Source organism: Mycobacterium sp. (genome assembly GCF_049608025.1).
In the GTDB taxonomy this organism is placed as follows: domain Bacteria; phylum Actinomycetota; class Actinomycetes; order Mycobacteriales; family Mycobacteriaceae; genus Mycobacterium.
The window spans coordinates 9,169-35,684 of record NZ_JBMYXC010000005.1; the positions used below are offsets into that span (position 1 = coordinate 9,169).

Genomic DNA, 26,516 nt, shown 5'->3' on the forward strand with positions numbered 1-26,516 from the left:
TGGCGCCTCCCGACGGTGTCCGATTCGTCGTCCGGCTGGCGCCTCCCGACGGTGTCCGATTCGTCGTCCGGCTGGCGCCTCCCGACGGTGTCGAAGTCGAAGCCGAACAACGACAACGCGACCAGCAGAATCGCCCCGCCGACCACCGACGGATCGGCCACATTGAACACCGGCCACCAACCGATGGACAAAAAGTCCACAACGTGGCCGCGCAGCGGGCCGGGCGAGCGGAAGAAGCGATCCACCAGGTTGCCCATCGCGCCACCGAGAATCAGCCCCAGGCCGAGAGCCCACCACGGAGACACCAGCCGACGGCCCATCCAGATGATGCCGAAGACGACGCCCGTTGCGACCAGGGTGAGCACCCAGGTGTATCCGGTGGCCATCGAGAACGCCGCACCCGAATTGCGCACCAATGTCCAGGTCACGGTGTCGCCGATGATCGACACCGGCTGCCCAGGTGTCAGCAGCTTGACGGCGAGCACCTTGGTGACGATGTCCAAGACGAGCACCACACCCGCCACAGAGAGCAGAAGGCCCAGCCGACGACGTGGCGTAGCCGCCTCCGGTTTCGCGACACCGTCGCCGGTCGCCGGCTCGACCGGGCTCGATGATTCATCAGTCACGCCCCCCATCATTCCAAAGAGCCCGTGGGGAACAATTCCACCCATGCACCGCTTCCTCGTCATAGCCACCGGTGGGACGATCTCGACCACCGCCGACGGTGACGCCGTACTGCGCCCCGCTCTGTCCGGAGCGGACCTCACCGCAGGGTTGGACGTCGAGGTGGTCGAAGCGATGTCGGTAGACAGCTCTCAGCTGACCCCGGCAGACTGGGACGTGATCGCTTCGGCGGTCCGAAGCGCGTCGCGCACCGATGGAATCGGCGGCATCGTCGTCACCCACGGCAGCGACACCATGGAAGAAACCGCGCTGTGGCTCGAACTCACCTATCGGGGTGAGGCGCCGGTGGTGCTTACCGGTGCGCTGCGCAGCGCCGACGCTCCCGACGCCGACGGGCCTGCCAACCTGCGCGACGCCCTCACCATCGCCGGCAGCCCAGGCGCCCGCGGCCTCGGTGTCGCGGTGAGCTTCGCCGGCGCGGTGTTCGAACCGATAGGTCTGCACAAGGTGGCCACCGGTGACTTGCAGGGCTTCTCGGGGTGCACGCTGGGGTCGGTCGGCGGAAACGAGTTCACCCGGTTCGTAAGGCCGAAGAATCGCCCGTTCCTCGGTGAACTGACTGCCGCCGATGCCCCGCGGGTGGACATCGTGGTCGCCTATCCCGGCGCCGATGCCGTCGCACTGGACGCCTGTGTGGCCGCCGGTGCCCGCGGCATCGTGCTGGAAGCGCCGGGGGCCGGCAACGCCGGCGCGGTGCTCATCGATGCTGTTCGGCGACATTGCAGCGACGGCATCGCGGTGGCCATGTCCACCCGCGTCCCGGGCGGGCCCGTCAGCCCGGGCTACGGGCCGGGGCGCGCCCTGGCGGATGCGGGTGCGCTCGTCGCTCCGCGACTTCGATCGTCGCAGGCACGCGTGCTGCTGATGGCCGCGCTGGCAGCCGGATCATCGGCCCGGGGCACCTTCGAGCGCTGGGCCTGACCGCGCGAGCGGGTCCGCGCGCTTCACCCGCTCCACCGTCTAGGGTGCGCTCTGCCGGTCGACGAAATCCGGCCAGTCCAGACTGTCCACCGGATTGGCGTGTTTCACCGCCGCGACGTCGTCGGAGAAGGTGCGCGCCGACCCGGGTCCGGTGCTGCGGGTCTCGAAGCGTGCCGTCATCACCCCGTGGCCTGCGCCCTGGACCCATCCGTGCCCGAACTCGGTGTGCACGACGTCATCGCCGACCCGCCAGAGCGGAGCGGCCGGGCCGGGCTGCACAACAGGCTGCGGTGAACCGGTGCCGGACACCTCGTCGGCAGCCAGCAACTCGAGCGCCGGGAACAGCGACTCCTGCTGCACCTCGGACAGGCCGGAAAAGCCTACTCCGACAAGACGAATCGGACCGATATCGACCGGGTCGAGCAAGAGTCTGCGCGCGGTGGCGGTCAACGTCGCCGAGTCGGTGGTCGCATACGGCAGCGTCGCCGACCTGGTGAGAATGCTCATGTCGGACTTCTTCAACTTGACGGTGACGGTGCGGGCCCCGCGACCGTCCTTGAGCAACCGCCGGTGTGCATGCTCGCCGATCGGACCCGTGGCCGCGCGGAGCTGACCGATGGTCGTCACGTCTTCGGAAAACGTCGACTCGGCACTGATCTGTTTCGCGGGCGCGTTCTCGGCCACCGGCCGATCGTCGATGCCCCGCGCGAGACGGTGCAGCGCCGGCCCGACGGCAGGACCGAGTATGTTCGCGACCTCGGTGTCCGACAGCGCCGCCAGGGCACCGATCGTCCCGATGCCGAGCCGGTGCAGCTTCTCGTCGGCCACCGGCCCGATGCCCCAGAGGCTGCGCACCGGCAGCGTGTCGAGCAGGGCCACTTCCTCCGCACGGGAAACCACCGTGATTCCGTCCGGTTTGGCCAGACCTGACGCGATCTTGGCGATCTGCTTGCCCGATCCCGCGCCGACGGAGGCGACCAGTCCGGTCACCGCGGCCACCTCGGCTCGCAGTCTCTCGCAGAACACTGCCACCTCGGCCGACGAGGCGCCGGCAAGCTCCACGGGCTCCCCGAAAGCTTCGTCGAACGACAACTGTTCGAGCACCGGCACCATCGTGCGCACCGTTTCGAAGACGCGGCGGCTGGCCAGTCCGTACACCGCGCCGCGCGGCGGCAGCACCACCGCGGCCACACCGATCAGCCGGCGCGCCTGATGCATCGGCATCGCCGAACGGGCACCGAACGCCCGCGCCTCGTAGCTGGCACCAGCCACCACGCCGCGGCCGCCCAAGCCGCCGACGAGGACAGGACGGCCCCGCAAGGTGGGGCGGGTCAGTTGCTCCACGGATGCGAAGAATGCATCCATGTCCAGGTGCAGGACCCATCTCGCGCCCACACCTGCAGATATTAGGCCTGCTGGCCGATATCGATGAGCCGGTTAGCCTGACCTGCATGGCACACCCAAGCCCCGAGGCCTCAGATGTTCCGATCCGGGATGCCTCGATCCGGCTGGGGCAATTCCTCAAACTGGCCGGCCTCATCGACTCCGGCGCAGACGCCAAGTCGGTGATCGCAGACGGTTTGGTCACCGTCAATGGCGACGTCGAAACCCGGCGCGGCAGGCAGTTGCACCCCGGTGACACCGCAGTGTTCTCCGGCCGCGCCGCCCGCGTCACCCCCAGGTGAGCCCGCCGCGCCGCAGCGCCGTCACGCCTTGGCGATCGCGACCCGCACGCCGTCACCGATCTCGGCGGCCTGCTCGGGATCCCCGAACTCGAAGCTGGTGGCGAGGATCTCCCGCGCGATCAGGTCCCTGTGCGTGCGGGCCCAGGCCGCGCACTCTTCAGGCACCGAAACCACCACCGAAATCCGGTCGGAGACATCCAGGCCGGTGGCCTTCCGCAATTCCTGCAGTTCCCGAATGCGGTCCTTGGCCCAGCCCTCGGCCTTCAGCTCCGGCGTCACGGTTCCATCGAGCACCACCAAACCCGCCCCATCGGCGAGTGCGGCGGTCCAATCAGGTTCGGCCGCAACGAGCTTGGAGCTGAACTCTCCGGGGTTCAGTACCGCCGGGCCCGCGGTCAACGTGCCGTCGGCGTTGAGTACTCCCTCGCCCGCCTTGACCGCTTTGATCGCGGCCTGCACATCGCTGCCGATCCGCGGTCCGGCGACGCGCGCGTTGACGGCGAGTTCGAACCGGCCGTGGGCGGCGATGTCATCGGTGAGTTCCACCGACTTCACGTTGAGTTCGTCGGCGATCAGGTCCCGGTAGGCCTCGAGTCGCTGCGGATCCACCGACTCGCTCAACGCGACAGTCAGGTTCGGCAGCGGCAGGCGAACGCGCAACTTCTTGGCCTTCCGCAGCGACGATCCCGTCGAGGCGACTTCGCGCACCAGGTCCATGTCGGCGACCAGTCGCGGATCGGCCGGCAGCAATTCGGCATCGGGCCAGTCCGTCAGGTGCACCGAGCGCTCCCCCGTGATGCCACGCCAGATCACCTCCGAGATCAGCGGGAGCAGCGGGGCGGCCAGCCGGCTGGTCACCTCGAGCACGGTGTGCAACGTGTCGATCGCGTCGGCGTCCTCCTCCCAGAACCGCGAACGAGAGCGCCGGACATACCAATTCGTGAGCGCCTCGGTGAACTGCCGTAGCTGATCGCACGCTACCGAGATATCGCAGACATCCATCGATGCCGTCAGTCCGCCACGCAGCACCGCAAGCTTGGCCAGTATGTAGCGATCCAGCACATGGGTCGAGTCGGTACGCCAGGTGCCCTTGTTCGGCGCGTACAGCGCCAGGAAGGTATAGGCGTTCCACAGCGGCAGCAACACCTGTCGAACACCCTCACGGATGCCCTGCTCGGTCACCACCAGGTTGCCGCCGCGCAGGATCGGCGAGGCCATCAGGAACCAGCGCATGGCGTCAGAGCCGTCCCGGTCGAACACCTCGGTGACGTCTGGATAGTTGCGCAGCGACTTGCTCATCTTCTGACCGTCGTTACCCAGCACGATCCCGTGCGAGACGCAGGTCCGGAAAGCCGGTTTGTCGAATAACGCCGTAGCGAGGATATGCAGGGTGTAAAACCAGCCGCGCGTCTGACCGATGTACTCGACGATGAAGTCGCCGGGGAAATGGGCCTCGGCTCCGGCCCCACCCGCTCCGGCCTCCCCACCCGCGAACCATTGCTGGTTCTCAAACGGATAGTGCACCTGCGCAAATGGCATCGACCCCGAGTCGAACCACACGTCGAGCACATCGGGAATGCGACGCATCGTCGACCGCCCGGTCGGATCGTCGGGGTTGGGCCGCGTCAGCTCATCGATGAAGGGCCGGTGCAGATTGTCCGGACGCACCCCGAAGTCACGTTCCAGTTCGTCGAGGCTCCCGTACACGTCGATACGCGGATAGGCCGGATCGTCGGACTTCCAAACCGGAATCGGAGTGCCCCAGTAGCGGTTTCGCGAAATTGACCAGTCACGCGCGCCCTGTAGCCACTTGCCGAACTGGCCGTCCTTGACGTGCTCGGGATACCAGGTGATCTCTTTGTTCAGCTCCACCATGCGGTCGCGGAACTGACTGACCTTGATGAACCACGACGACACCGCCCGGTAGATCAGCGGGTTGCGGCACCGCCAGCAGTGCGGATAGGAGTGGTCGTAGGTGTCGTGGCGAAGCAACACTGCGCCATTGGCTTGTGCGGCCCCGCTCTGATTCTTCAGGTCGCGAATGATCTGGGGGTTGGCATCGAATACGTGCTGGCCCGCAAAGTCGGGGACAGTGTCATCGAATCGTCCCTTGGCGTCGACCGGCGTGACCGCCGTGATGTCGGCCGCCTGCGCGGTGGCCATATCGTCCTCGCCGTACGCCGGTGCCAGGTGGACCAGTCCGGTGCCGTCCTCGGTGCTGACGAAATCGGCAGGCAGTACCGAGAATACGTTGGGCGAGTCCAGCCTCAGGTCATTGAAGTAGGAAAACGGTGGCGCGTAGGACACGCCGACCAGATCCCGGCCCGAGTAGGTGGCCACGATCTGCGGTTCGTCCCCGAACTCGCGGGCGTAGGCATCCAGGCGAGCCGCCGCCAGCACGAAGCGCCGCCCGTCGGGCGCCGCGACCAGAACGTAGTCGACATCAGGGTTGACCGCGACGGCCTGGTTGGACGGCAGCGTCCACGGCGTCGTCGTCCAGATCAGCAGGTAGGCCCCCACCAGATCCGGTGCGGCCGGTGCGTCGGTGGCTGTCTGCTCCTCGCGCGAGCGCTCGTCGGTGATCCGGTATCCGACGGTCAGCGCCGGATCCTGGCGGCTCTGGTAGACGTCGTCGTCCATGCGCAGTTCGTGGCTCGACAGCGGTGTCTCGTCATTCCAGCAGTAGGGCAGCACCCGGTTGCCTTCATAGGCGAGTTCCTTGTCCCACAACTGCTTGAAGGCCCAGATCACCGACTCCATGAAGTCCAGATCCAGTGTCTTGTAATCGTTGTCGAAGTCGACCCAGCGCGCCTGGCGGGTCACGTAGGAACGCCATTCGTTGGTGTACTTGAGCACCGACGCCCGACAGGCTTCGTTGAACTTTTCGATGCCCATCTGCTCGATCTGGCCCTTGTCGGTGATAGCCAGTTGACGCTGCACTTCGAGTTCGGCCGGCAGGCCGTGGGTGTCCCAGCCGAATCGACGCTCGACCCTGTACCCGCGCATGGTGCGGTAGCGCGGCACGATGTCCTTGACGTATCCGGTGAGCAGGTGCCCGTAGTGCGGAAGTCCGTTCGCGAACGGCGGCCCGTCGTAGAACACATACTCCGGCGCAGCGTCGCGACGGTCGATGCTGGCCCGGAAAGTGTCGTCGCCGGCCCAATAGTCCAGTACGGCGGCTTCGAGCTCGGGGAACTTCGGCGCCCCAGCGCCCGGCTTCGGGTAGGCGTTCACCTGCGTGCGTCTCCTGTGCCAGATGTCGTTCAGGCACGGGGACGACGTCGCGCCGGTGCGCGAGCGCCGCGGTACCACCCCGCTTGCGCACCCGCGGTGCGCCGCTCGAAGGAAGGCGATGACGGGCCAACCCGTTCGGTTCTACTGGACGCGGCCGTTCGCACAACGACCGAAACGACGCCGTTCTTCCGAAAGCTCCCCGGTGATGGCCGGATCGACGCTGGTCGCCACAGTCTAGCGGGCCGACGGCATCACTTCGGAATCACCCGGGCCAGCAGATGAGCAGGCCGCTGGGCAAGGAGCCGATCAGATCGCGGCCCGAGTGCGATCGGCGAAGGGCGCACCGAACTCCCGCACCGGCCGGAAGCCGTTCTTGCGCGCCAGCGCCGCACCCCGGCGGATCAACGCGGCAGTCGCGACGAAGCCCGCCTGGTCCGGAACGACCAAGGGGGTCAGCAGACGGTTGTGCACATAGCCGAACGCGAGCCCGGACTCCGGATCGGCCCAGCCCAGAGAGCCGCCCAGACCCACATGCCCGAACCCGGGCAGCACCCCGCCCAGCGGCAGCCCGTGATAGCCGAGGTGGAAGGCCATCGGCATGAACATGGCGTGGTCGGGCCGCAGGCTCGGCCGCCCCACCAGAGCCGCGGTGGTCTCGCTGGAGAGGAACTGCGTGCCGTCGATGCGTCCGCCGTTGGCGATCGCACCGTACATGCGGGCCAGCGCACGCGCGGTGGCCACGCCGTTGGCCGCGGGCATCTCACTGTCGAGCAGGGGTGTGTCACCCTGCACAAGCGCTTTGACGCCGGGGGAATACATCGTTCCGAATGCGCCCGAGAACGGCAGAGCGGCTACCCGTGGTGCCACCAGGTTGAATATCGGGTTCTGCAGCCGGCTCTGCGGACCGATGATCTGCGCAGCGTGCGTCGGCGCCTGCTCGGGAGGCCGACCCAGGTGCAGTCCGTCGGTGTCCAGCGGCTGGGCCACCTCGGTGCGCACCAGCTCGCGCATCCCCTTACCTGTGACCGCGCGCGCCAACCCGGACAACAGCCAGCCGAAGGTCAGCGCATGGTAGGCGGGTTTTCCCAGCAGCCAGCTGACCGGTTCAGCGGCCAGTCGCGCCTCCATCCGGACGTGATCGAGCAGTTCGTGCTTGGCGGCACCGTTGAGATGAGCCAGGCCCGCCCGGTGCCTCAGTGCGTCGCGCACGGTGATGCCCGACTTCCCATTGGCACCGAACGCCGGCCAGTACTCAGCCACCGGAGCGTCGTAGTCGATCAGCCCCCGGTCGGCCAGCCGGTGGATGACGGTCGCGGCCACGCCCTTGGTCGCAGAGAACACCATGGTGCCGGTGTCGGCGTTCCAGTGCCGGGTTCCCCGCCGGTCAGACCAGCCCGTCCAGATGTCGACGACCGGCTCGCCATCGAGGTAGACGGCCAGCGCGCCGCCACCGAGACGGCGCCACGGGAACATCTGCGCGAACAGACGCACTGCGCAGCCGAAATTCTGATCGGCTGCGCCCTGGACACCACGCGGCAGGGCCGAACCGTCGACACCGTATCGGAGCCCCGCGCTGCGCTCCGGGTTATTGACGCCCGTCACAATGATTCGAATTTACCCCGGTGAGCGGCAAAGAACCGTGGAGTTACCGATTTGTTAACCAGCGCCCGTCGGCTGCTGGTCAGCGGCGTCCAGGATCTGCTGCGCAGCAAGCGCCGGAGTCAACTCTCCGCTGCGAACCCGGCGCTCGATGTCGGCACGGGCCTCGCGCACGCCTGGGCTGGTCAACACCCGGTCCAGGACCGCGTCGTGGACCATCGACCAGGTCCACTGCACCTGCTGAGCGCGCCGGCGGGCGTCGAACTCCCCTGCCTCGGTGAGCACGTCCCGATGCCTGAGCACGGTTTCCCAAACCTCGGGCAAGCCGGTTCCGTCCAGCGCGCTCATCGTCAAGACCGGCGGACGCCAGAGGGTTTCCCGCGGGTAGATCAGGCGGATGGCGCCGGCCAACTCCCGCGCGGCGGCCTTGGCCTCGACGGCATGCTCCCCGTCGGCTTTGTTGACGACGATGATGTCGGCGAGTTCGAGCACGCCCTTCTTGATGCCCTGCAGTTGATCGCCGGTCCGGGCCATCGTCAGGAACACGAAGGTATCCACCATGTTGGCAACCGCCACCTCGGACTGACCCACCCCGACGGTCTCCACCAGGATGACGTCGTAGCCCGCCGCTTCCAGCAAGACGATCGTCTCGCGGGTCGCCCTGGTGACACCGCCGAGCGTCCCCGAGGTGGGTGAGGGCCGGATGTAGGCGTCGGGATGAACCGCCAGGCGCGCCATGCGGGTCTTGTCCCCCAGAATCGAGCCACCGGTGCGGGTGGACGAGGGATCCACGGCGAGTACGGCCACCCGGTATCCCTGCCCGATGAGGTACATCCCGAGCGCCTCGATGCTGGTCGACTTGCCCACCCCGGGAACTCCGGTGATGCCGACGCGCAGGCCGTTGCCGGCATCGGGCCGAGGGCGGGTCCCGCTTGCCGGGGACAGCTCCAGCAGCAACTCCTGGGCCCGCTGCCGGTGGTCGGCACGGGCTGACTCCACCAGCGTGATCGCCCTCGCCAGCGCCGAGCGGTCGCCATCGCGGACCGCGGCGGCCAACTCTCTGATCGGTTGGCTCATCTAACTCAGGGGGTAACCGAGGCGCTCGGCCAGCTCGTCCAGCAGACCGATCGCCGCGTCGGCGATGACGGTGCCCGGCGGAAAAATGGCAGTGGCGCCGGCGGCGTAGAGCTCGTCGAAGTCGCCCGGGGGAATGACCCCACCGACGACAATCATGATGTCCGGCCTGCCGACCTCGGCGAGTGCATCGCGCAACGCAGGAACCAGGGTCAGGTGACCCGCGGCAAGGGAAGACACTCCGACCACGTGCACGTCGTTGTCGGCGGCCTGACGAGCCACTTCATCCGGCGTCGAGAACAGCGGCCCGACGTCCACGTCGAACCCGATGTCGGCGAAGGCCGTCGCGATCACCTTCTGTCCGCGATCATGGCCGTCCTGACCCATCTTGGCCACCAGAATTCTGGGCCTGCGGCCGTCGGCCTCGGCGAACTTCTCGACCAGTTCAGTTGCTGCTGACATTTTCCCGCCAGTTTGCCCTATGCCCACCTCGTCTCGGTACACACCGGCGATGGTCCGGATCTCGGCCTGGTGGCGTCCGTACACCTTCTCCAATGCGTCGGAGATCTCCCCGACCGTCGCCTTGGCGCGCGCCGCATTGATCGCCAGCGCCAAAAGGTTGTTGCCCAGCCCATCCGGCCCGCCGGCGGCCGCGGCCGCGCGGGACAGTTCTGCCAACGCGGTGTGCGTCGCGGCGTCATCGCGGTCGGCGCGCAGACGCTCGAGCTTGGCGATCTGCTCGGCACGCACCCGGCTGTTCTCGACCTTGAGGACTTCGATCTCGTGGTCGGTACCCTCTGCGGAAACCTGGTACTTGTTGACCCCGATCACGGTCTGCTGTCCGGAGTCGATGCGTGCCTGGGTCCGCGCGGCGGCTTCCTCGATGCGCAGCTTCGGAATGCCCTCATCGATGGCCTGGGCCATGCCGCCGTGCGCGGCGACCTCCTGGATGTGCGAGCGTGCCCGTGTCGCCAACTGGTAGGTCAGCCACTCCACGTAGTAGGAGCCACCCCACGGGTCGATGGGCCGGGTGGTGCCCGACTCCTGCTGCAGCAACAGCTGAGTGTTGCGTGCGATGCGGGCCGCGAAGTCTGTCGGTAGGGCGAGCGCTTCGTCGAGCGCGTTGGTGTGCAGTGACTGGGTGTGGCCCTGCGTCGCGGCCATCGCCTCGACACAGGTCCTGGCCACGTTGTTGAAGGCGTCCTGAGCCGTCAACGACCAACCTGAGGTCTGCGAATGCGTGCGCAATGACTGCGATTTCGGGTTCCGGGGCTCGAATTCTGCGACAAGTTCGCTCCAGAGCAGCCGACCCGCGCGCAGCTTGGCGACTTCCATGAAGAAGTTCATGCCGATGCCCCAGAAGAAGGACAGCCGCGGGGCGAACTCGTCGATCTCCAGCCCGGCATCAAGCCCGGCCTTGATGTACTCGACCCCGTCGGCCAGGGTGTAGGCCAGCTCCAGATCGGCGGTGGCACCGGCCTCCTGAATGTGATACCCCGAGATCGAGATCGAGTTGTACTTGGGCATTTTCCGGCTTGTGTAGCCGAAGATATCGGAGATGATCCGCATCGACGGCTTGGGCGGATATATGTAGGTGTTGCGGACCATGAACTCTTTGAGGATGTCGTTCTGGATGGTCCCGGCAAGCTTCTCGGGCGGTACCCCCTGCTCCTCTGCGGCGGCCACATACAACGCGAGAATCGGCAGCACCGCGCCGTTCATCGTCATCGACACCGACACCGAGGACAGGTCGATTCCATCGAATAGTTGGCGCATGTCGAGAATGGAATCGATGGCCACCCCAGCCATTCCCACGTCTCCGGCCACCCGCGGATGGTCCGAGTCGTAGCCGCGGTGTGTAGCCAGGTCGAAGGCCACCGAGAGGCCCTTCTGGCCGGCGGCGAGATTGCGCCGATAGAAGGCATTGGATTCCGCAGCGGTCGAGAACCCGGCGTACTGACGGATCGTCCACGGCTGGTTCACATACATCGTCGGGTAGGGACCCCGCACGAATGGCGGCTCTCCGGGCATGCTGCACAGCGGATATCCCGCGCTGACGATCGCGTCGCGATCGGCTGCGATGTAGACGGGTTTGACGTCGATGCCTTCGGGGGTGGCCCAGTCCAATTGGTCGGCGGTGTAACCGTGCGCGGCAGCCGCCGCGGAAGTCTGGCCGGCCACATCCTCAGCAGTGGACGCCACCGGAGCGCGCTTACCCTGCAGGGGCACCTCGGCGAAACTGCCGATGGTCGCGCTGGTCTCCGGAATCGCCTCGCCAGTCGTTAGGTGCGTAGCCATCCCGTCATGCCCCCAATCGAGTCAACAGATCCGACAGTTCCCCGACCGCATCGATCGTGGCGGTCAGATAGCCGTCGGGTTTCGAATCAGCTTCAGCGACAGACTTCTTCGCTCCGGCCAGCAGAATGTGGCGCACACCGGCCTGCCGGGCAGCCTCGACGACACCCGAGGCCTCGTTCGCGCAGCGGGCATCGGTACCGCAGATCACGGCAATCTCGGCGCCGCCGGCGTCAGCTACTGCCTGACCGACCCCGGCGGCGTCCACTGGGCCAGGGTCGACTGCCTGGATGCCGCCGCAGGCCAGCAGGTTCGAGGTGAATGTGGTGCCCTTGTTGTGCTCAGCCAATGGCCCCAGCGGCAGTAGCAGCACCGTCGGCCGCCTACCCGCCTGATCCAGGAAGACATCCGAGCGGTTCCGCAACGTTTCGAAACCCGCCGCGTATCGCAGTACATGGGGCAGCGAATCACCTTGCGGAAGAGCACATTCAGAGAGATCGGGATATTCATTGACCCCGGTCAGCGCGGTGCGCCGATGCGCGATGTCCTCCGCGCGGGCCTGCGCCACCTCCGAGATGCACCCGCTGATGTAGTCCCTGGCGGCGACGAAACCTCCCTTGGCCTCGATCTCCTGAAGGTGCCCCCACGCCTGCTCGGCAAGTTGTCCGGTGAGGTCCTCGACGAACCATGAACCGCCCGACGGGTCGAGCACGCGGCCGACATGGGACTCTTCGAGCAACAGCAACTGGGTGTTTCGGGCGATCCGTCGCGCAAAACTGCGCGCAGTGCCGGGGAACCCGCCGGGAATCGCGACATCGAACGGGTGCACGAGCACGGTGTCGGCACCACCGACGCCCGCCGAGAATGCTGCCACTGTGGTGCGCACCATGTTCACCCATGGATCGCGCTGAGCCATCATCGCCAGCGAGGTGCTGGCGTGCACGGTCGCCGCACCTGCGTCAGGCTCCCCCACCACATCGGCGACCCGGGCCCAGAGTTGGCGCGCAACACGAAGTTTCGCGACAGTCATGAACTGGTCGTCGTCGGCCGCGAACCGGAAACTGATCTGCCTGAGCGCCACGGCGGTAGGTAGACCCGCCTCGACCAACAGGCGCAGATAGGCGATGCCCGCGGCGATGGAGGCGCCGAGTTCCCACGATGCACTGGCACCCAGGTTATGGAAGGCCGGACCGTCGACGGTGATCGCCCGCACGTGTCCGCCGTATCCGGTGAACGTGTCCGCGGTCGTGAGGACGTCACCGATACTGGCGGCGGGCCGTCCGGACAGCTGGGCAGTCAGTGGATCGGCGCCCAGGTCCACCGACAACCGGGACCGCTGATCGTCGTCGAGTCCGGTCAGCAGGGCAAGCACCGCCTCAGCCGTGGCGACATAGGTCGAACCCTCACCTGCGATGTCGAAGACAACGGGCACGAGGTCGAGGAACACGCCATCGAGCAAACGACCGAGATCTGCCGGCGGAACGCCGTCCGCGGAGACCTCCCCGTCGCCGACCTTGAGCACCAGTGCGCTGACGCCCTCGGTCAACGCGAGCAGCACCAACCCATTGCTCTCCTCGGCAGTCGACCCGTCGGCTGGAAAGGCCTCGGCGACCTTCCAGCCCGACTTCACGTCCCGCAGCGCATCGCCGCCGCGGACGAAAGGCCAGCGGCCCGGCAAACTCGGCTCGGCGTGTTCGTCCACGCTGGTGTACAGGGGCCGGATCGGGAAGCCGTCGTAGGTCTGCGAATCCAGCAATCGTTCTGGTTCCGCGGGCAGATCGGCAGGGTCGCGCCGGGTGGTCTTGGTCAGAACACCCGCCACCGCAGAGCGCCATCGGTCGAGATCGGCACCGGTTACACCCGCGGCGACGCCGGCACTGGGTTTCTGCACAGCTATCAGGCTAAATGATCGAAGACGGGGCGCCGGGGGCTGGTCGGCCGACTCGGCACCTCGATGGCAGGAGGTGGTCGCCCTGGCCCCGATCGGTCGCTTCGGCCCCGTACTGTTGGCAAGCGTGAAGTCCGTCGTCAGCACGCTGCGCACAGTTCGCACGGCGGTGGTCACCACACTCAGGACTGTTCCCAAGCGCCGGTTCGTGACCATCCTGACCGCGATTGTGGCACTTGTCGCCATTGCGGTGCTGGTTCCGCTGCCGACTGCCGTGCAGCTACGGGACTGGGCCACATCGGTGGGCCCGTGGTTCCCGCTGGCCTTTCTGGGCGCACACATCCTCGTGACGGTGTTCCCGTTCCCGCGCACCGTCTTCACGCTGGCGGCGGGCCTGCTGTTCGGACCGTTCCTGGGGGTGCCGATCGCGGTGCTCGCGAGCACGATCAGCGCGGTCATCGCTCTGCTGCTCGTCCGCGCGGTGGGCTGGCAGTTGAACCGACTCGTGACGCATCCACGGCTGGAGGCGGTGAACGCGCGACTCGCCGCGCGCGGGTGGCCCACCGTGTTGTCGATGCGACTGATTCCGGCCGTCCCGTTCTCGGTGCTGAACTACGCAGCCGGCTCGTCTGCGGTTCGGGTGCTGCCCTACACACTGGCGACTTTCTTCGGGCTACTGCCCGGCACCGCCGCGGTCGTCATCCTCGGTGACGCCCTCACCGGGAATATCAGTCCCCTGCTGTTCCTGGTCTCGCTGTGCACCGCAAGCGTCGGCATGGCGGGGCTGGTCTACGAGATCAGGGCCCAAAGTCGCCATCGAACCGGCGCATCCGACGCCCCAACGGCAGAACCCGCGGAGTCTGCGATCAGCGCCGGTTGACCGCAGGCCCCTTCGCCGTCATCGCCCCGAAAAGCGCGAGCAACGACGCTGCGGCCACCAGGCTCGGGCTCCAGTCCTTCACCTTGACGTGGAACGCGACGGCCAATGCGAAGTAGACCGTCAGCATGAAGGTGGTGACCCGGGCCAAGGCCGGGAAGCGGTACACCGATGCCAGCCCAACCGCCGAGGCGCCCTTGACGATCGGCAGCACCGGTCGCAGCCGCGGATCAAGGCCGACGTCATCGAGCGTCTTGTCGATGGGCGCCACCGGGATCGCGCAGGCGACCGCGTCGCCGGCCTGAAGCGCGGCCAGCAGCGCGTAGGTCCTCTTCTCGGTCAGCGCGCCCATCAGTCTGCGGCACCGTGACGCGGTGCCGGAGGTTGCGCCTGGGGGTATTTGGGCGCAGGCGGCTGCGCCTGCTCCGAGAGCGGCGGATACTGTCGCGGCCCGTCGAGGGTCCCCGCGACCGGGGTGCGTGCCTCCGCCACCGCCTGGGCGACGGCCTGGGCGATCGCCGGGTCGGTTTGAGTGTTGAACCACTCGGCAACCTCGGCGGAGTCATCCTCGGGCTTGGGCAGGTTCACGTCCACCGGCGACGGCGTGTACCGGAACACCCCGTCCTCGCCCGGCGCACCCAGCATCTTGGCGAAGCCCTGCAGGGCCCCACCGAAATCGCTGGGCACCAGCCAGACCTTGTTCGCCTCGCCCTTGGCCATCTCCGGCAACGTCTGCAGGTACTGGTAGGCCAGCATCTCCGGGGTCGGGCGACCCGCCTTGATAGCGGCAAACGTCTTCTCGATCGCCTTGGCCTCACCCTGGGCCCGCAGGTAGGAGGCGGCCCGTTCGCCCTGAGCACGCAGCATGCGGGACTGCCGCTCGGCCTCGGCGGCGAGGATGGCGGCCTGCTTGGCGCCTTCGGCGGCCAGGATCTGGGACTGCTTCTGGCCTTCTGCCTGCTTGATCGACGCCTCGCGGTGACCCTCGGCGGTCAGGATCATCGCACGCTTCTCCCGGTCGGCCCGCATCTGCTTCTCCATCGAGTCCTGAATCGACGGCGGCGGATCGATGCTGCGCAACTCGACGCGCGCCACCCGCAGGCCCCAACGCCCAGTTGCGTCGTCGAGCACACCGCGCAACTGGCCGTTGATCGAGTCACGGGAGGTCAGGGTCTGCTCAAGGGTCATGCCACCCACCACGTTGCGCAGCGTGGTGGTGGTCAGCTGCTCGACACCGACGATGTAGTTGCTGATCTGATAGACCGCCGCCCGTGGCTCGGTCACCTGGAAGTAGACGACGGTGTCGATATTCACGGTGAGGTTGTCTTCGGTGATCACCGGCTGGGGAGGAAACGACACCACCCGCTCACGGAGGTCCACCCGGGCCCGGATCTTGTCGATGAACGGCAGTAGCAACGTCAGCTGCCCGGACACCGTCTTGCTGTAGCGCCCCAGGCGCTCGATCACCGCTGCCTCGGCCTGAGGCACCAAGGCGACCGACTTGGCCACCACGATGACGGCGAACAGCACCAACGCGGCCAGCAGGACCAACCCCGCAACAGCACCATCCATGACCAGCTCCTTCCGTTGTCGCCCGGGTTCTCCAGACGAACTTGATTCCGCTGCGGGCCTACATGACCTTGCCGACGACAGCGGTGGCACCGTCGATGTGCACCACGGTCACCTGATCGCCGGCTTCGTAAACATCGTGCTCGTAGTAGGGCCTGGCGGTCCAGACCTCGCCTTCGAGCTTGACCTGCCCCTCATGGCGCGCGACCCGGTCGAGGACCAGCGCGCTTCTGCCCTCGAGCGCCTTGGCCGGATCCAGCAGACCCTTGCCGGATTGCATCCGTCGCCGCACCGCCGGGCGCACCCCTACCAGTAGCAGCACCGAGACCAGCAGGAACACCAGGCCGTCGACCCAGATCGGCCCATCGAGCAGCCAGCTGGACCCAGCCGCGGCCAGCGCTCCGCCGCTGAGCATGAGCAGGAACAAGTCACCGGTGAGCGCCTCTGCCCCGGCGAGGGCCAGTGCTGCGATCAGCCAGATCAGCGGAAGGGGCATAACCAAAGCCTAGCGCGCGGCCGACTGGACCGGCAGGTAAGAACGAGAGCCAACAACTACACTGCCAGCATCATGTGGTGCCCCAGCGTCTCGTTGTCGATATGGGCCAATGCCTGGCTCGCCGGCGCTGCCGCGCCAGACGACGTCTTGGATGCGCTGTCCCTCTGGGCCCCAACGCATTCCGTTACCGCCTACGACTCGGTCGCCGCGGAGCGAACCGGACTGCCGTGGCCGGATCTAGACGACGCCGGCGCAGTCTCGCTACTCCAGACGATGCGCACCGCGGCTCGGCCGGCCGGGTCCTCGCCCACGATTGCGCTGGCACTTCCGATCCCCGGCGACGTGCGGGGCCTGCCACCGGGCACACAGTTCGGTCGAGACGCGATCGCTGCCGGTGAGGCGATCATCGTCGGACAGCCCGATTCCGCGGTCGGTCTCGTACCCGATTTCGAGTACGAGGACTCCGCCGACATCGGGAGTGGGTTCGAGTGCGGGCCCGAGTTGTCCTCGTTGTCCTCGTTGTCCTCGTTGTCCTGGACGGCGTACTCCCTTTCTGCCATGCCGGCAGCTGAGCATGTCGATCTCGGCGACGCGGAGTACACGCTGCGCAGCGCGGTGCGCGCCGCGGCCGACGCACTCCGGGCGCTGCGCGCAGACGCCTCCGGAGGCGAACTCGACGACCCGCGCAGGATGGTCGAAGAGGTCCTCGAGTCCACCCAGGCGCACCGAATTCCCGACCACGCCCCAACCAGGGCGGCGCGGGTCCTGGAGAACGCAGCGCACGTGGACGCCATCATCACCGTCAGTTCCGGGCTCATCCCGAGTGGTCTGCAGAGCTCCTCGGAGGTTCAACTTGCCAGCGATGCACTGCGCCCGCTGACCTCGGTGGTCCGCTCGGCGCGGTTGGCCGCGGTCAGTTCCATCCTTCAATCGGCATGGCGCGGTTAGCGTTCAGCCCGAACAAGCCGGGGTGCACAACGCCCCGTTGACGCTGCAGCCATACCCCGGCACCGCATCGGCTCCCCCGGCCCTGGCGGCCGGTAGGTTCAGGCGCAACTCGTCGACCAGGCCGACGGCCAACTGCGCGAAGCGGGGCTGAGCGTTGGGCGTCGTGGCCCGCGCGAACGCGATCCCGGCATCGGCGGCTTGCTGAGCCAGTTCATGGTCGAGATCCCAGACCACCTCGATATGGTCGGCGACAAAACCCACCGGGCAGACGATCACCGCCTCGGTGCCTGCGCGAGCCAGCACATTCAGATGATCGCCGACATCGGGCTGCAGCCAGGGCACCTGCGGCGGACCGGACCGCGACTGCCATACCTGGTCGTACTCGCGGTATCCCGCTGCCGCGGCCACCAGGAAAGAGGTATATCCGACCTGGCGTTCGTAGAGATCAGGCCCGCAGCGCGAGGCGGCGCGCAGCGGGATTGAATGGGCGGTGAACACCAGTCGGGCACCGCTACGCACCGACTCGGGCAGCGTCGCGGCCGCTTCCCGGATGGCGTCGGCGAACATCTCCACCAGTAACGGGTGATCGAAGTACTGCCTCAGTTTGGTCAGCTCGGGGGCTTGGTGACCGGCAGACGCCCGACCGCGCACGATGTCCTCCTGGTACTGGGTGCAGCCGGAATAGCCACCCCAGGCCGAGGTCGAGAACACGGCCGCGCGCTGAATCCCGTTGTCCCGCATCTGCGCGACGGCATCCTCGATGTAGGGTTTCCAGTTGCGGTTGCCGAAGTAGACGGGCATGTCCATGCCCCGTCGTGCCAGCTCCGTCTCAATCGCGACGATCAGATCGCGGTTGATGCCGTTGATCGGCGACACGCCGCCGAAATGCAGGTAGTGCTCCGCGACAGCCGCCAGACGCTCGGCGGGGATTCCCCGCCCCCGAGTGACGTTCTCGAGGAACGGCATGACCTGCTCGGGGCCCTCCGGGCCGCCGAACGAGAGCAGCAGCAGCGCGTCAGGGCCGTCGGTGCCTAGGGGGTTCATCACAGGAGTTGGGTGCTCGCCCCGCCGTCGGCGTAGATGATGGTGCCCGTTGTCGCCGGAAGCCAGTCCGACAGCAGCGCACACACTGTCTTGGCCACCGGAGTCGGGTCCTTCATATTCCAGCCCAGCGGTGCGCGCTGATCCCAGCCCTCTTCGAGCAATTGAATCTGCGCTCCGGCATCGTCGCCCAGCGCGCCGCCCACGATCGCGCTCATGGCCAGCGTCCGGATCGGTCCCGCGGCGACGAGATTCGACCGCACGCCTACTTTGCCGGCCTCCCGGGCGACGAATCGGTTGACCGATTCCAGGGCGCTCTTGGCGACGGTCATCCAGTTGTAAGCCGGCATCGCGCGAGTGGGATCGAAGTCCATGCCGACGATGCCGCCACCGGAGTTCATCACCGGCAGAACCGCTTTGGCCAGCGATGCGTAGGAGAACGCGGAGATGTGAATGCCCTTGGCGACATCCTCGTAGGGCGCGTCGAAGAACGGGTTCACCCCCATTCCGGTCTGCGGCATGAACCCGATCGAATGCACCACACCGTCGAGCTTGTTACCGGCGCCGATGACGTCGCCGATTCGGTCGGCCAGCGATGCCAGGTGCTCCTCGTTCTGTACATCGAGCTCCAACAACGGAGCCGAATTCGGCAGCCGGTCGGCGATGCGCTGGATCAGTTTCATCCGGTCGAATCCGGTGAGCACCAGTTCGGCACCGGCCTCTTGCGCGACCTTGGCGATGTGGAATGCGATCGACGAGTCCGTGATGATCCCCGTGACGAGGATCCGCTTGCCTTGAAGAAACGTCACAGTGAAAGTCCTTATCTCTTCTTCTCTAGTGGCCCATTCCCATGCCGCCGTCGACGGGGATCACCGCACCGGAGATGTAACTCGCATCTTCGGACGCCAGGAAGCTGACAGCCCCCGCGACCTCTTCGGCGGTGCCGACCCGCTTCGCCGGGATGAATTCCAGTGCCCCCTCCTGAATCCTTTCGTCCAGCGCGCGGGTCATTTCGGTGTCAATGTAGCCCGGGGCCACCACATTTGCGGTGATCCCGGCCTTGGACAGCTCGCGAGCGATCGAGCGGGCCATCCCGATCAGGCCGGCTTTGGAGGCAGCGTAGTTGGCCTGGTTGCCGATGCCCCAGGTGCCCGAGACCGAGCCCACGAAGATCATCCGTCCGAACCGCTTGCGCTGCATGCTGCGCGATGCCCGCTGGGCTACCCGGAACGCCCCGGTGAGGTTCGCGTCGAGAACTTTCTCGAATTTCTCCTCGGTCATTCGCATGAGGAATGCGTCCGCCGCGATGCCTGCGTTGGACACCAAGACCTCGACCGGACCCTGGTGCTCCTCGACTTCTTTGAAAGCGGCGTCGACGGCGGCGCTGTCGGTGACGTCGCATCGCACACCGAACAGACCCTCGGGCGCGCCCGAGCCACGGTGGGTGACGGCGACCTTGTGCCCGTCGGCGGCAAGGCGCCGGGCCACAGCCAGCCCGATACCCCGGTTTCCGCCGGTGACCAGCACCGAACGGGCGACCAAGGGGGGCCGGCCGCCCTCAGCGTCACCCTCGGCGTCGCCGGCCGTGTCGGCAGGATTCTCGGTCAGACTCATGACCGTCAACTTAACCTCTCACCTGGTCGAGTCTGAAATCGCCCTGGTGCGTGCTCAGTTGGGCAGACGACGGTTGATCAGCAGGGCGCCCAGCGCCGCAGCGGCGAGCACCAGCGCGCCGAGCCGTAGCCAGCCCACACTGGCATCGCCCTTGATGGTCTCGTAACCGATCTGCTCCTGGAGGTTGGTGAACACGTCCTTGAGCTGGGCCAGGCTGGAAGCGGTGAACGCGTCGCCCCCGGAGAGTTCCGCGATCTTCTTGAGCATCTCGTCGTCCACCGGGACCGGTTGACGCTGCTCATTGATCTCGACGTAGCCGTAGGGCGTTCCGAAAGACACCGTGGAGATGGGTACGCCCTGGTCTTTAGCGGTGCGCGCGGCAGTGAACGCGCCCTTGGGGTTGTCCGGATTCGACGGGACGGTTTCCTTACCGTCAGACATCAGCACGATGCGTGCCGGCGGTGGCTCATCGCCTCCGCCGATAACCGCTCCCACCGTGGCGACTGCCTGCAGCGCCGTGAAGATGCCCTCGCCGGTTGCCGTGCGGTCGGCCAGCTGCAGCTTGTCGATCGCATTCTTGGTCGCCTCCCGGTTCGTCGTCGGCGAGACCAGCACGGTAGCGGTGCCGGCGTAGGCGATCAGGCCAAGATTGATGCCGGCCGTCAGCTGATCTGCGAACTGCTTGGCCGCCTCCTGGGCGGCCGCGAGTCGGTTCGGCTCGACATCTGTGGCTCGCATCGACTGCGACACGTCCATCACCAGCATCACCACGGCACGGTTACGAGGAATGCGGACGTCGTTCGTGGGACCTGCCATCGCAATGGTGAACATCACCATCGACAGAATCAGCAAGGTAGCCGGAAGGTGGCGCCAACGGCTGGGTCGGGCCGGGGCGACGCTTTCGAGCAACTCCATGTTCGCAAAGCGCAGAACCCGCTTGTGACGGGCCAACTGCACAACGATGTAGAGCCCGACCAGCCCGAGGACGACCATCAGCAACAGGAACAACCAGGGGTTCTTGAAACCCGACAGTGATATCGGTCCGAGCAGTGGCAATGTCATGCAATCACCGTCATGCAATCACCGGCCAGCCAGGGCGCCACGGCGCCGGCCCGCGACGAACCGGACCACGTCGGCGATCCAGTCCCGATCCGTGCGCAAACTCATCAGCGGGGCATCGCAGCGGCGCAGCGTGCGCGCCACCTCGGCGCGATGCCCGGCGGCGGCCTTCTCGAAGTCGGTGCGCAGTTGCTCATCGATGGTGAACTCGCGAGTGCGTCCGGTCTCGGTGTCCTGCAGGATGACATCGCCGACAGCCGGCAACTCGACGTCTCGGGGATCGAGGATCTCGATGCCGAGCACTTCATGTCGGCCCGCGATGGCCCGCAGTGGGCGCATCCAGTTGATCGGCCCCAGGAAGTCGCTGATGATCACCGCCATGCCACGTCGCCGCTCCGGCCGTCGCAGCGCATCGATCGCCGCGGCGAGGTCGCCGCGGACTCCCACCGGAGCCCGCGGGGTGGTGGCGATGGCCCGGAGCAATTCCTGTTCATGGGTCCGGCCCGACAGCGCGGGCACCCGACGGGTGGTGTCGCCGTTGGAGATGATGGCACCGATCCGGTTGCCGCCGCCGCTGTTCAGGAACGCGATCGACGCCGCGGCGGCCACCGCGAGATCACGCTTCTCGCATCCGGTCGTGCCGAAGTCGAGGCTGGCCGACATGTCGACCACCAGCCAGGTCTCCAACTCCCGGTCGGCAATCATCTGCCGCACGTGGGGATGGGTCGTACGGGCGGTGACCGACCAGTCCATCCGGCGTACGTCGTCGCCGGGCTGGTAGACCCGCGACTCCCCCGGCTCGGATCCTGGGCCCGGCAGCAACCCCAGGTGATCTCCATGCAGCACACCGTCGAGCTTGCGCCGGACCGTCAGTTCGAGCTTGCGCAGCGCGGCCGTCAGCGCCGGGTCACGAATCTCCCCACGCTTCATTGACGGCGGGTCGATCGTGGGGCGGGGCCGTTTGCCGCCCGTTGGACCTGAGGGTGAAGTCACTTCAGTGAGCCACTTACTCCGGTCAGCGGCCGCCGGCCGCGGCCGCAGCGGCCGGGACGACGGGCGGAACCGAATGGCCTTGCTGGGGAATGGCGTTCACCTGGGGCAACGCGACCGTCTGCAGAATGCGATTGACCACCGTCTCGCTGGAGATATCGTCGGCGAGCGCGTCATAGGTCAATACGAGGCGGTGACGCAGCACGTCGGGGATCACCTCGACGACATCCTGGGGGATCACGTAGTCGCGACCGCGCACCAGAGCCAGCGCGCGGGACGCGGCGATGATGCCCAGCGAAGCACGTGGAGAGGCACCGTAGGCGATCCAGGCCTTGGCGTCGGGCATCCCGAACTTCTCGGGCTCGCGGGTGGCGGTCACAATGCGCACGACGTAGTCGACGAGTGCGTGATGGACGAACGTGTTCGCGGCGACGTCCTGCAGACGCAGCAGATCCTGGGTGGACAGGATCGCCTTGGCCTCCGGCGGCTTCACGCCCATCCGGTAGATGATCTCGCGTTCTTCCTCGGGCGTGGGGTAGTCGACATTGAGCTTGAACAGGAAGCGGTCACGCTGGGCCTCCGGCAGCTGATAGACGCCCTCCTGCTCGATGGGGTTCTGAGTCGCCATCACCAGGAACGGGCTGGGCAGCGAGAACGTCTTGCCGCCGATGGAGATCTTGCGCTCGGCCATCACCTCGAGCAGTGCGGACTGCACCTTGGCGGGCGCACGGTTGATCTCGTCGGCGAGCAGGAAGTTGACCACCACCGGGCCGAGTTCGATGTCGAACTCCTCCTTGCCCACCCGGTAGATGCGGGTACCGACGATGTCGGTGGGCACCAGGTCCGGGGTGAACTGAATGCGGGCGAACGTTCCACCGACCACCTTGGCGAAGGTCTCCACAGCCAGCGTCTTGGCAACACCGGGCACGCCCTCGAGCAGAACGTGCCCCTTGGACAGCAGACCGACCAGCATCCGCTCGACGAGCAGATCCTGACCAACGATGATCCGCTTGACCTCGAAGATGGCCCGTTCCAGGGCGTTCACCTCCTGCTGCAGACTGCCGTTGGACTGCGCGGAACCCGACGGTGCGGCGCTTGGCGCAGCGTGAGCACCGGCAGCGTAGCCCGGTGCCTGCCCGGGTTGTCCTCCAGCGCCTTGCGGCGGCCCACTCGGTGAGGTCATCGATGTTCCTTCCACATGCGCAGTGCATGCTGGTCTGTGCGGCGCGGGCCGGTTCTGGCCGCGCGCTCGCCGACAACTATTCCAGTTGCTTGGAAATCCGTCGACGTTGCCCGGGGTGTGCCGCGCCGCGCATCGGCATTCACCGGTTCTGTTCAGGTATTACTCAGTGCTCACTCAGGATTCGATCACGCGCGCCACATACGGCTGCAGACCTGAGGAGCGCACCGGACTGACGGTGACTTTGCCCGCGCTGCCGGAGGACTCCAGCATCTTCCCGCCGCCCAGATAGATCGCGACGTGCTGGCTGCCGTTGGGACCCCAGAACAGCAGATCCCCGCGCTTGGCCTGGCTCGTGGGGACCTTGCGCCCGGTGTTGTACTGATCTCCGGAGTACTTCGGGATCAACACACCGACGCCGGCGTAGGAGAACTGCGTGAAGCCCGAGCAGTCGTATCCAACGATGTTGGCACCCGAGTCGACGCCGCGGCTAGGGCCGTTGGGCTTGCCGCCACCCCAGGAATACGGGGTGCCGATCTGCGACCCACCACGGCGGATCACATACTCGATGGCCGCGGGGCCGCGCACAACGCCCGGTGTGACGCCGGCGGGCGGGCCGAATCCCAGAGTGGTGAGAAACTTTCGGCCGAGATCCATGGTGATCTTGGTGGCGTGAGCCGTCGCAGCCAGCGATGCGTTGGCAATCGACAGTGGATCGCCCGGCGCGCCCGCGCTGAGAATCTTGGGCAAGGTCGGATCCCACTGACCGGCCGCCGGCTGTGCCGAGGCCGGTGCCACCGCCCCGAGCAACAGCGTGCCCGCGGCGACCACAGCGAAGATGGCGCGACGCAGAACCGTCACCACTCGACCATGCGGACGACAAACGGCGTCATGCCACTGGTGCGCACGGGTGAGATCTTGACCACTGAACCGGTGTAGGGCGCCTCGAGCATCTGGCCGTTACCGAGGAACATCGCGACGTGCTGGCTGCCGTTGGGACCCCAGAAGATCATGTCGCCGCGGCGCATCTGCGACGACGGCACCTTGCGTCCGGCGTTGTATTGCGACCCTGAGTAGTGATCCAGCTTGATACCGATACCGGCGAACATGTAGAGCATCAGGCCTGAACAATCGAATCCGACTGTGCCGGCGCCGGAATCGATGCCGCGGCTGGGCCCGGAGGCATTGCCGCCGCCCCAGGAGTAGGGCACACCCATCTGCGACATCCCGCGCCTGATCACGAACTCGGTGGCCTGCGGGCCGGCCGCCGCCGGTATCGCACCGCCGTTGGTGAGACCCGTCTCGGTGGGCAACAGCCCGAGGCTCTGCATGAACTTGCGGCCCAGGTTCGCGGTCCACTCCAGCGAGGTCTGCATGATCAGCACGACTGCGTTGATGATCTGGATCGGGTCGCCGCTGACGAATGCGCTCGGAATCTGGGGCAACGTCATGTCCCAGGCGGTTTCGCGGTTACCGGTGGAGGGGTCGATGTCCCAGTTTGCGTGGGGGTCTTTGGCAGCGGCTTTGGCGATCGGCGCGGCTGCCGGCTGACCGGGCGCCGGAGCAGCCGCGGGGGCCCCGGCCTGACCGGCGGTTGTCGCGGCCAGGCTCCGGGCCTCATCGAGCTTCGCCTGAGCAGCCGACCGTTCGGCGGCGAGACGATCGAGCTCGACCTGCTGGCGCTGGAAGGTCTCCTGCGCATCGGTCAGTGCAGACACTGCGGTCTGCTGGCTGGTCTCGGCGGCCAGGACAGCCTCATCGGCCTTCTGCTTGGTCAGCCTGGCCGCGGACTCCTTGTTGACCTGCTCGGTGCGAGCGCGCTGAAGGTTGGCCATCACCTTCTGGGAACTGATCGACAGCGTCTGAGCCGTGGCAGCGGTGTTGAGGATGTCGGTGGGATCCGAGGCAGTGAAGTACGAACTCGACGGGCCGCTGACGTACATCGCGGAGGCGAACGTGTCGAACCGCTGCTGGGCGGCGGCAATCGCAGTATTGGCGTCCTTGACCCGCTGAGCGCTCGCTTCGACCTCCAATTGGGCTGCTGCGGCATCGTCTCGCGCGTTCTTCACATCCAGGATCGCCTTGTTGACGCTCTCCTGTTTGGTCTGGATCGCAGCACCGAGGTCCTGCAATTGCTGGTTGACATTGGCGACCGAGGTCACCAACACCGCCAGGCTGTCGGGGTTGGCGGGTTGCGCCTGCGCAAGGCCGGGGGTCGTGAGCACCATGCCAAACGTCAGGGACACCGCGCACAGCCGCGAAGCGGAGGCGCCGACAGGGATGCGGCTCATCAGACTCAAGTCTCCTAAGGCTCCACGCGAACGTGCCGGAATATTCTCGGGCGCCTCAGCTCAGAAGTCACACTAAGAACATCTGCAACACCAGGCACTGTTTGTACCGTACGTCACATCTGACCCTAGCGAAACTTTAGTCACAAATTACAGTAATGTAATTGCATTTGGCGTTATCAAATGGTGACATTGCAATTTGCGGAAGAGCGAACTGAGGGTTAATCGGGGCTGCTGGACGCCGTATCTGGAACCTCAGTCCGTTTGCCAATCACCTGCAGCAATCGGACGCTAACCACCGCGATCGCCACCGCTAAAACGAGCACAATGGTGAATGGCGTCCACGGAAAGTGGCTGGTCGTCAACTCACCGAGGAAATTCTTCGAGGATTGCACCGAGTTGCCAGTCTTGGCCAGATCCTGGCCGGCTTCCAGCGTCACCCGGTCGAAGGCCGGACTGTAGGTGCCGGCGTAGGACGGACTCATCGCCAGTACGGTCGCGCCCGGGTTCGCGTCGCCGACCTCGGTGGCGATGTCCCGCAGCGGCATTTCGGTGGGCGGATTGAGATCGATCACGACGATCTTGAGATCGACCCCTTCACCGTGGGCTTCCTCGACGACCTGGCGCAGCGCAGGCACATCGCCCTGAGCGGAGGGCGGCACGCTGACCCCGTCGTCTGCCACGTCGGCAATCACCTGCTCCATGTCGATCTCCGGCGGGATGTAGGACGGAGCAAACGGGACCTGGAGCGGGATCTGGAAAGGGATGGAGTGCGGTCCGGTCACAGCAGCACGGTACGCGACCGCCGGGCCGCGGCGGCAGCGACGACACGACTTTTCTTCGCGGGTATCCCATCGGGGTAGCGACGCGCGCACTGAAGGGCAAGACTGGAATGCGATCAACCGAAATAACCGTCCTGCCTTGCAGGACATGCGTACTGTCACGATAACGAGCGCCGCCGACACAGCCCGTCGCGGCGATGATCAAGCCGGGAGCTGATGTGAGCAGCAAGAATTCATCCCTGAACTCATTCGGAGCGCGCGACACCCTCAAGGTCGGTGACAACAGCTACGA

At 66.5% G+C, this 26,516-nt stretch carries 23 protein-coding genes; 4 read left to right on the plus strand and 19 right to left on the minus strand.

Annotated elements, in window-relative coordinates; translation table 11 throughout:
* Positions 1-626 (minus strand): signal peptidase II (gene lspA / locus ACPGXI_RS02930; protein WP_526649632.1); only part of this gene is annotated, 626 nt, incomplete at its 3' end.
* Between the two features lie 43 nt (positions 627-669).
* Between lspA and ACPGXI_RS02935 the strand changes: the two genes are divergently transcribed.
* Complete coding sequence (locus ACPGXI_RS02935) at positions 670-1,605, plus strand: asparaginase (RefSeq protein ID WP_526649634.1); 936 nt, start codon at positions 670-672, stop codon at positions 1,603-1,605.
* Positions 1,606-1,644: 39 nt separating this feature from the next.
* Here the strand turns inward: ACPGXI_RS02935 and ACPGXI_RS02940 are convergent, their stop codons facing one another.
* A complete protein-coding gene (locus ACPGXI_RS02940) occupies positions 1,645-3,000 on the minus strand; it encodes a DNA polymerase IV (protein ID WP_526649636.1) in 1,356 nt (451 codons plus the stop codon).
* A gap of 56 nt (positions 3,001-3,056) precedes the next feature.
* Between ACPGXI_RS02940 and ACPGXI_RS02945 the strand changes: the two genes are divergently transcribed.
* Positions 3,057-3,290 carry an RNA-binding S4 domain-containing protein gene (locus ACPGXI_RS02945; RefSeq protein ID WP_526649638.1) on the plus strand — a complete coding sequence of 78 codons (234 nt, stop codon included), beginning with the start codon at positions 3,057-3,059 and terminating at the stop codon, positions 3,288-3,290.
* Positions 3,291-3,311: 21 nt separating this feature from the next.
* Here the strand turns inward: ACPGXI_RS02945 and ileS are convergent, their stop codons facing one another.
* The 5 genes from ileS to mutA all read right to left on the minus strand — a co-directional run bounded on the left by ileS (position 3,312) and on the right by mutA (position 13,389).
* Positions 3,312-6,524 carry an isoleucine--tRNA ligase gene (ileS, locus tag ACPGXI_RS02950; RefSeq protein WP_526649640.1) on the minus strand — a complete coding sequence of 1,071 codons (3,213 nt, stop codon included), beginning with the start codon at positions 6,522-6,524 and terminating at the stop codon, positions 3,312-3,314.
* 306 nt (positions 6,525-6,830) lie between these two features.
* Positions 6,831-8,126 carry an esterase/beta-lactamase LipL gene (gene lipL, locus ACPGXI_RS02955; RefSeq protein WP_526649642.1) on the minus strand — a complete coding sequence of 432 codons (1,296 nt, stop codon included), beginning with the start codon at positions 8,124-8,126 and terminating at the stop codon, positions 6,831-6,833.
* A 54-nt stretch (positions 8,127-8,180) separates the two neighbouring features.
* Positions 8,181-9,200, minus strand: a complete 1,020-nt coding sequence (gene meaB, locus ACPGXI_RS02960) for a methylmalonyl Co-A mutase-associated GTPase MeaB (RefSeq protein ID WP_526649644.1) — start codon at positions 9,198-9,200, stop codon at positions 8,181-8,183.
* Positions 9,201-11,495 carry a methylmalonyl-CoA mutase gene (scpA, locus tag ACPGXI_RS02965; protein WP_526649646.1) on the minus strand — a complete coding sequence of 765 codons (2,295 nt, stop codon included), beginning with the start codon at positions 11,493-11,495 and terminating at the stop codon, positions 9,201-9,203.
* A 4-nt stretch (positions 11,496-11,499) separates the two neighbouring features.
* Entirely contained in the window at positions 11,500-13,389 is a 1,890-nt protein-coding gene (mutA, locus tag ACPGXI_RS02970) for a methylmalonyl-CoA mutase small subunit (RefSeq protein WP_526649801.1), read from the minus strand.
* A gap of 118 nt (positions 13,390-13,507) precedes the next feature.
* Here mutA and ACPGXI_RS02975 point away from each other — a divergent pair, with 118 nt between their 5' ends.
* The gene (locus ACPGXI_RS02975) at positions 13,508-14,260 is read left to right on the plus strand and encodes a TVP38/TMEM64 family protein (RefSeq protein ID WP_526649648.1); all 753 of its coding nucleotides are present in this window, start codon (positions 13,508-13,510) and stop codon (positions 14,258-14,260) included.
* On the opposite strand, the gene ACPGXI_RS02980 is transcribed toward ACPGXI_RS02975, so the two are convergent.
* The 3 genes from ACPGXI_RS02980 to ACPGXI_RS02990 are packed head-to-tail and all read right to left on the minus strand — an operon-like array spanning position 14,247 to position 16,322.
* On the minus strand, positions 14,247-14,609 hold the full coding sequence (locus tag ACPGXI_RS02980; RefSeq protein ID WP_526649650.1) for a DoxX family protein: 363 nt from the start codon (positions 14,607-14,609) through the stop codon (positions 14,247-14,249). The two genes, ACPGXI_RS02975 and ACPGXI_RS02980, sit on opposite strands and share 14 nt — an antisense overlap.
* A complete protein-coding gene (locus ACPGXI_RS02985; protein ID WP_526649651.1) occupies positions 14,609-15,829 on the minus strand; it encodes an SPFH domain-containing protein in 1,221 nt (406 codons plus the stop codon). The genes ACPGXI_RS02980 and ACPGXI_RS02985 overlap by 1 nt, the downstream gene beginning before the upstream one ends.
* A gap of 58 nt (positions 15,830-15,887) precedes the next feature.
* On the minus strand, positions 15,888-16,322 hold the full coding sequence (locus ACPGXI_RS02990; RefSeq protein ID WP_526649653.1) for an NfeD family protein: 435 nt from the start codon (positions 16,320-16,322) through the stop codon (positions 15,888-15,890).
* 72 nt (positions 16,323-16,394) lie between these two features.
* On the opposite strand from ACPGXI_RS02990, the gene ACPGXI_RS02995 reads away from it, so the two are divergent.
* Complete coding sequence (locus ACPGXI_RS02995; RefSeq protein ID WP_526649655.1) at positions 16,395-17,270, plus strand: Rv1486c family protein; 876 nt, start codon at positions 16,395-16,397, stop codon at positions 17,268-17,270.
* A 3-nt stretch (positions 17,271-17,273) separates the two neighbouring features.
* Here the strand turns inward: ACPGXI_RS02995 and ACPGXI_RS03000 are convergent, their stop codons facing one another.
* The 9 genes from ACPGXI_RS03000 to ACPGXI_RS03040 form a co-directional block, all read right to left on the minus strand.
* On the minus strand, positions 17,274-18,314 hold the full coding sequence (locus tag ACPGXI_RS03000) for a ferrochelatase (protein ID WP_526649657.1): 1,041 nt from the start codon (positions 18,312-18,314) through the stop codon (positions 17,274-17,276).
* The gene (gene inhA / locus ACPGXI_RS03005) at positions 18,314-19,120 is read right to left on the minus strand and encodes an NADH-dependent enoyl-ACP reductase InhA (protein ID WP_526649659.1); all 807 of its coding nucleotides are present in this window, start codon (positions 19,118-19,120) and stop codon (positions 18,314-18,316) included. Before inhA ends, ACPGXI_RS03000 begins: the two co-directional genes overlap by 1 nt.
* A gap of 25 nt (positions 19,121-19,145) precedes the next feature.
* Positions 19,146-19,925 carry a 3-oxoacyl-ACP reductase FabG1 gene (gene fabG1 / locus ACPGXI_RS03010; protein ID WP_526649661.1) on the minus strand — a complete coding sequence of 260 codons (780 nt, stop codon included), beginning with the start codon at positions 19,923-19,925 and terminating at the stop codon, positions 19,146-19,148.
* A gap of 54 nt (positions 19,926-19,979) precedes the next feature.
* Complete coding sequence (locus ACPGXI_RS03015; protein ID WP_526649663.1) at positions 19,980-20,987, minus strand: vWA domain-containing protein; 1,008 nt, start codon at positions 20,985-20,987, stop codon at positions 19,980-19,982.
* An 18-nt stretch (positions 20,988-21,005) separates the two neighbouring features.
* A complete protein-coding gene (locus tag ACPGXI_RS03020; protein ID WP_526649665.1) occupies positions 21,006-21,914 on the minus strand; it encodes a DUF58 domain-containing protein in 909 nt (302 codons plus the stop codon).
* Between the two features lie 85 nt (positions 21,915-21,999).
* Entirely contained in the window at positions 22,000-23,157 is a 1,158-nt protein-coding gene (gene moxR1 / locus ACPGXI_RS03025; protein ID WP_526649667.1) for a chaperone MoxR1, read from the minus strand.
* Between the two features lie 174 nt (positions 23,158-23,331).
* Positions 23,332-24,015, minus strand: coding sequence for an NlpC/P60 family peptidoglycan endopeptidase RipB (gene ripB / locus ACPGXI_RS03030; RefSeq protein ID WP_526649669.1), 684 nt, complete (start codon positions 24,013-24,015; stop codon positions 23,332-23,334).
* Positions 24,012-25,445 (minus strand): NlpC/P60 family peptidoglycan endopeptidase RipA, encoded by a 1,434-nt coding sequence (gene ripA / locus ACPGXI_RS03035; RefSeq protein ID WP_526649671.1) that lies wholly within the window; start codon positions 25,443-25,445, stop codon positions 24,012-24,014. Before ripA ends, ripB begins: the two co-directional genes overlap by 4 nt.
* Before the next feature lie 218 nt (positions 25,446-25,663).
* Positions 25,664-26,227 (minus strand): Rv1476 family membrane protein, encoded by a 564-nt coding sequence (locus tag ACPGXI_RS03040; RefSeq protein ID WP_526649673.1) that lies wholly within the window; start codon positions 26,225-26,227, stop codon positions 25,664-25,666.
* Between the last annotated feature and the right edge of the window lie 289 nt (positions 26,228-26,516).